Here is a 4309-nt window from a genome sequence, read left to right as displayed (position 1 = left end):
TTGGGGCTGGGGCAGTTGTGGCTTGATGGTTGATTTGGGAAACAACGCCTGTTGGTACCAATACCGCCCTCAGATGAAATCGTCCGTCGGGTGGAGCAGCTATTTGCCTATGCCGATAGTATCGAGCAGCAGGCCAAGGCGGCCAAAGCGCGGGTCGATAAGCTGACCTAGGCCATTCTGGCCAAAGCATTTCGCGGCGAGCTGACCTTGGAGTGGCGTGCCGCCCTGCTGGCTCGCATCAGGCCGAGCGGGCCACCGCCATGTCACCGCAACATGGCCAATTGCAAGGCGCTCCGCTTATTGCCCCCTACGTTGCTGGCACGCTGCCGCTACACCGCGCAAGCGAGCGGACAGACAGGTGAGTTAGCTATCAACAAGCTTGCCCTTTTTCACTGCCTGAACAGAGGGATAAAAGGGATGCCTTGTGGCTAATGCCAGTCAGGCTTAACTGACTGGCATTAGGGCCGCTGGCCCTCTCTTGCGTATTAACTCTCAGAAACACAAACAGAGGAATATCAGCACCGCAATGAGCTCAAAGAGATGATTAAACATCGCTCCATCGAATGATGTCTAGTTGAGTAGGTGTGGGTTTAAATGTGGGTTAAAAACTAAAAAGGCACTTCCGTTTTAATGGAAGTGCTTTTATTTTCAATGACTTAGTATTTATGACTTAGTATTTATGACTTAGTATTTATGGCTTAGTTCATGCCGTAGCGCTTGAGTTTCTTGCGCAGGGTACCACGGTTGATGCCCATCATCACAGCGGCGCGGGTTTGGTTACCGCGGGTGTATTGCATGATCACGTCCAGCATGGGAGCTTCGACTTCGGAGAGGACCATATCGTACAGATCAATCACTTCCTGACCGTTCAACTGGGCCAGATAGTTACGCAAGGCCTGTTGCACAGAGTCACGCAGGGGGCGCTGGGTCGGCTCGGCAGCGTGATTGTGAGTAGTTGTTACCAATGCATCAGAAGTCAGGGTTTGTTCGAACATATTCGGTCGGCTCTTTAGTTATGCGTTAACCTAATCCATCGAAATACGCTTCGAGTGCCTCTAGTTGTGCGTCTGCACAATCCAGGGCATTGAAGTGCTTACGGAATTCTCGGCCCGCCTCTTCTTCATCCAAGTACCAGCCCACGTGTTTACGGGCAATGCGCGCTCCCAGATATGCACCATAAAACTGGTGCAGGTTGGTTACATGCTCGTTCATCAGGGTGCGAACCTCTTCCCTTTCGGGAGGTGGCAGCTTGGTACCCGTTTCAAGAAAATGACGGATTTCCCGGAAAATCCAGGGTCGTCCTTGCGCTGCACGGCCGATCATCACGGCATCAACGCCGGTATAGTCGAGGACATACCGGGCCTTCTCCGGGCTGTCTATGTCGCCATTGGCGACAACAGGAATCGATACGGCCTGCTTAATCGCCTTAATCGTGTCGTACTCAGCGTGACCCCGGTAGAGGCAGGCACGGGTACGACCATGCACGGCGAGGGCCGCGATACCGCAATCTTCGGCGATTCGGGCGATCTCCTCGCCATTGCGGTTATCCGGATCCCATCCTGTGCGGATCTTCAAGGTAACAGGCACATCCACTGCATCCACTACGGCCCGGCAGATGGTTCTGACCAGATCGGGATGGCGCAGCAGGGCGGAACCTGCCAACTTCTTGTTCACTTTTTTTGCTGGACAACCCATGTTGATGTCGACGATCTGAGCGCCCTGCTCCACGTTGTAGCGGGCGGCAAACGCCATCATCTCGGGGTCGGCTCCGGCAATCTGGACCGATCGCAAGCCACCTTCTGCAGAGTGATCCATTCTCATCCTGGTTTTCTGGGTATCCCAGACATCCGGGTTGGCCAGCAGCATCTCGGAAACGGCCATGCCAGCGCCCAATCGCAAACAAAGTTCACGAAATGGTCGGTCTGTTACACCGGCCATGGGAGCCACAATCAAGGGAGTTTCAAGCGTGTGGGGACCTATCTGCATTCCACGGTTACCATCGGCTTAGGGCGGCGTATATTACGCATTTTTTAGTCAGGAGAAAAGGTTAGTATTTGAGCGTCAGCCATTTTTTTCTGAAAAAAACGTCGCGCCAAGGCTTGCAAATTCAGGAGTGCTTGAAAATCAGGCATATTGTCGGGGTGAGTTTACGGGGTCAAATGAGAAAGTTACTCGACGATTTGCCTGTCCCCATCCGCTTGGGGTTTGCGCTATGATAGCGAGCTTGAATCGAGCAAAGGCTCCAAACAATTTTATTACAAACAGACTGGGGATGTATGACGTCAAGGTTCATCAAATCTCTCTACCCGTGTCTGCTGGGGGTCGTGCTGGGTTCTGCTCAGGCACAGCCGGTCAGTTTCGGCGAAGCCTGGAGTCGGGTCATCCAGCAGGATGACGGACTGGCGGCGGAACAGGCTGGTGTGGATCGGGCGAAACAGTTGCGTGAGGCTGCCAAGGCCATGTATCTGCCCAAGGTGGACGTGGGGGCCAGCTATACCCACCTCGATCAGCCGATGGAACTGGACATGACGGATCTCAACCCCATCGCCAGCCATCCGGAGCTGGGCGCAGGTCTGAGCAACATACTTGGGAGCATGGGGGTACACCTCAGTCCGGATGATTTTGTCACTCCGCTGACCAAGCAGAATGTGGTGACCAGCTCGGTCAAGATGCTCTGGCCGCTGTTTACCGGCGGTCGTATTGATGCCGCGCAGGATATCCGGCAGGCGCAGGTGAGCGAGGCGCAGCAGTTGCTGGTGCTCAAACAGCAAGCCACCTTTGAGAGCCTCTCCCAGACCTATTTCGGTGTGGTACTGGCGGCGCAGGTGGTGCAGACCAAGCAGCAGATCGAGGATGGGCTGGCTCATCATCTGGATCATGCCAGAAAGCTGGAGGCTCAGGGGCAGATTGCCAAGGTCGAGCGGCTGTCGGCCCAGTCGGCCTATGACAGGGCACGCATCGATACTCAGAAGTCCCGCCGCAGCCTGGAGATTGCCCAGTTGGCACTGGGCCACATGCTCAAGCTCAAGCAGGCTGAACCCAATACCCGGCTCTTCATTAACGACAGCATGCCACAACTCGATGCCTTCGTTGAGGAAACCCTGGCGGTGCATCCCGGCCTCAAGCTGTTGGCTGCCAAGAAGGAGCAGGCTCAGGGCATGATTACGCTGGAGAAAGGCAAATATGCCCCCGAGCTGTTCCTGTTTGGTAACTACAACCTCTATGAGGATGATTCGCTGGTCTCCAAGACCACGCCGGACTGGCTGGTCGGGGTGGGCGTCAGCATGCCGCTGGTGAGCCGCGACGGCCGCTCCGAGACGGTACAAGCGGCCAAGAGCGCGGAGCTGCAAGTCAATCTGCTGCAAGCCAAGACCCGCCAGGATCTGGAGCTGCTGGTCGAGAAGACCTGGCGCGAGGCGGCGCAGGGGCTGGAAGAGTACCAGTCTCTCTCCTCCACTCAGGCGCTGGCCGAGGAGAACGTGTTGCTGCGGGATAAGGCCTTCGGTCAGGGGCTATCCACCTCGCTGGATGTGGTCGATGCCCAGCACCAGCTGGCCGGGGTCAAGACCCAGCGCGCGGCGGCGGCCTATCAATATGTGATCTCGCTGGCGCGCCTGTTGGCGCTCTCGGGCCAGATGAACAGTTTCAGCCAATACCAGCATGGTCAGGCGATAGAGGTAAATTCATGATCGCGGCCCTGTTTGTCCCATTTTCCATGTCTGTTTCGACCGCCAAGGGTCGCCCGTTTGTCGAGGTGAATTCATGAGTCATCCCCCCATCAAGAAGACGATGAGCCAGGTCAAGCCGCTGCTGCTGCCGTTGGTGCTGGTCCTGCTGGTGATCTGGCTGGGCTGGCGTTTCTGGCTCGCCTATCAGCCCGAGCCGGTGCGCTTGCAGGGGCAGGTTGAGGCGCAGCAGTATTCGGTCTCCTCCAAGGTGGCGGGTCGCATCGACGAGGTGCTGGTGAAGAAGGGTGACCAGCTGGCCCGGGGTCAGCTGGTCTTTACTCTGGCCAGTCCCGAGATCGAGGCCAAGCTGAGCCAGGCCAAGGCGGGACAGGCTGCAGCCGGAGCCATGGCCGAGGAGGCGGAGAAGGGGGCGCGCGCCCAGCAGATCGCTGGAGCCAAGGATCAGTGGCAAAAGGCGAGGGCGGCAGCCCTGCTGCGCGCCAAGACCTATGAACGCATTGCCAGTCTGCACCGGGATGGCGTGATGCCGTTGCAGAAACGGGATGAAGCCTGGACCGCCTGGCAGGCTGCCAAGTACAGCGAAGGCATGGCCTGGCAGCAGTACCAGATGACCCTGGAAG

The 4309-nt window shown here is 57.0% G+C and carries 3 protein-coding genes and 1 pseudogene; 2 read left to right on the top strand and 2 right to left on the bottom strand.

Annotated elements, in window-relative coordinates:
- Positions 1 to 698 precede the first annotated feature (698 nt).
- Entirely contained in the window at positions 699 to 995 is a 297-nt protein-coding gene (fis, locus tag AAC083_RS14315) for a DNA-binding transcriptional regulator Fis (protein ID WP_005309538.1), read from the bottom strand.
- Between the two features lie 25 nt (positions 996 to 1020).
- Entirely contained in the window at positions 1021 to 1986 is a 966-nt protein-coding gene (gene dusB / locus AAC083_RS14310; protein WP_042038571.1) for a tRNA dihydrouridine synthase DusB, read from the bottom strand.
- Positions 1987 to 2276: 290 nt separating this feature from the next.
- On the opposite strand from dusB, the gene AAC083_RS14305 reads away from it, so the two are divergent.
- On the top strand, positions 2277 to 3689 hold the full coding sequence (locus AAC083_RS14305; RefSeq protein WP_181364764.1) for a TolC family protein: 1413 nt from the start codon (positions 2277 to 2279) through the stop codon (positions 3687 to 3689).
- A gap of 73 nt (positions 3690 to 3762) precedes the next feature.
- Positions 3763 to 4309, top strand: a pseudogene (locus tag AAC083_RS14300) (biotin/lipoyl-binding protein); the annotation flags it as partial.

Origin of the sequence: Aeromonas sp. HMWF014, from assembly GCF_963878295.1 — a bacterium.
In the GTDB taxonomy this organism is placed as follows: domain Bacteria; phylum Pseudomonadota; class Gammaproteobacteria; order Enterobacterales; family Aeromonadaceae; genus Aeromonas; species Aeromonas popoffii.
The sequence above is the reverse complement of the archived record's forward strand: the minus strand, read 5'-3'. Positions and strand labels throughout refer to the sequence as shown.

What these genes read in the sequence shown, in the direction of transcription:
- AAC083_RS14305 (WP_181364764.1), top strand. Translation starts at nt 2,277, where the DNA reads ATGACGTCAAGGTTCATCAAATCTCTCTACCCGTGTCTGCTGGGGGTC.
- fis (WP_005309538.1), bottom strand. Translation starts at nt 995, where the DNA reads ATGTTCGAACAAACCCTGACTTCTGATGCATTGGTAACAACTACTCAC.
- dusB (WP_042038571.1), bottom strand. Translation starts at nt 1,986, where the DNA reads ATGCAGATAGGTCCCCACACGCTTGAAACTCCCTTGATTGTGGCTCCC.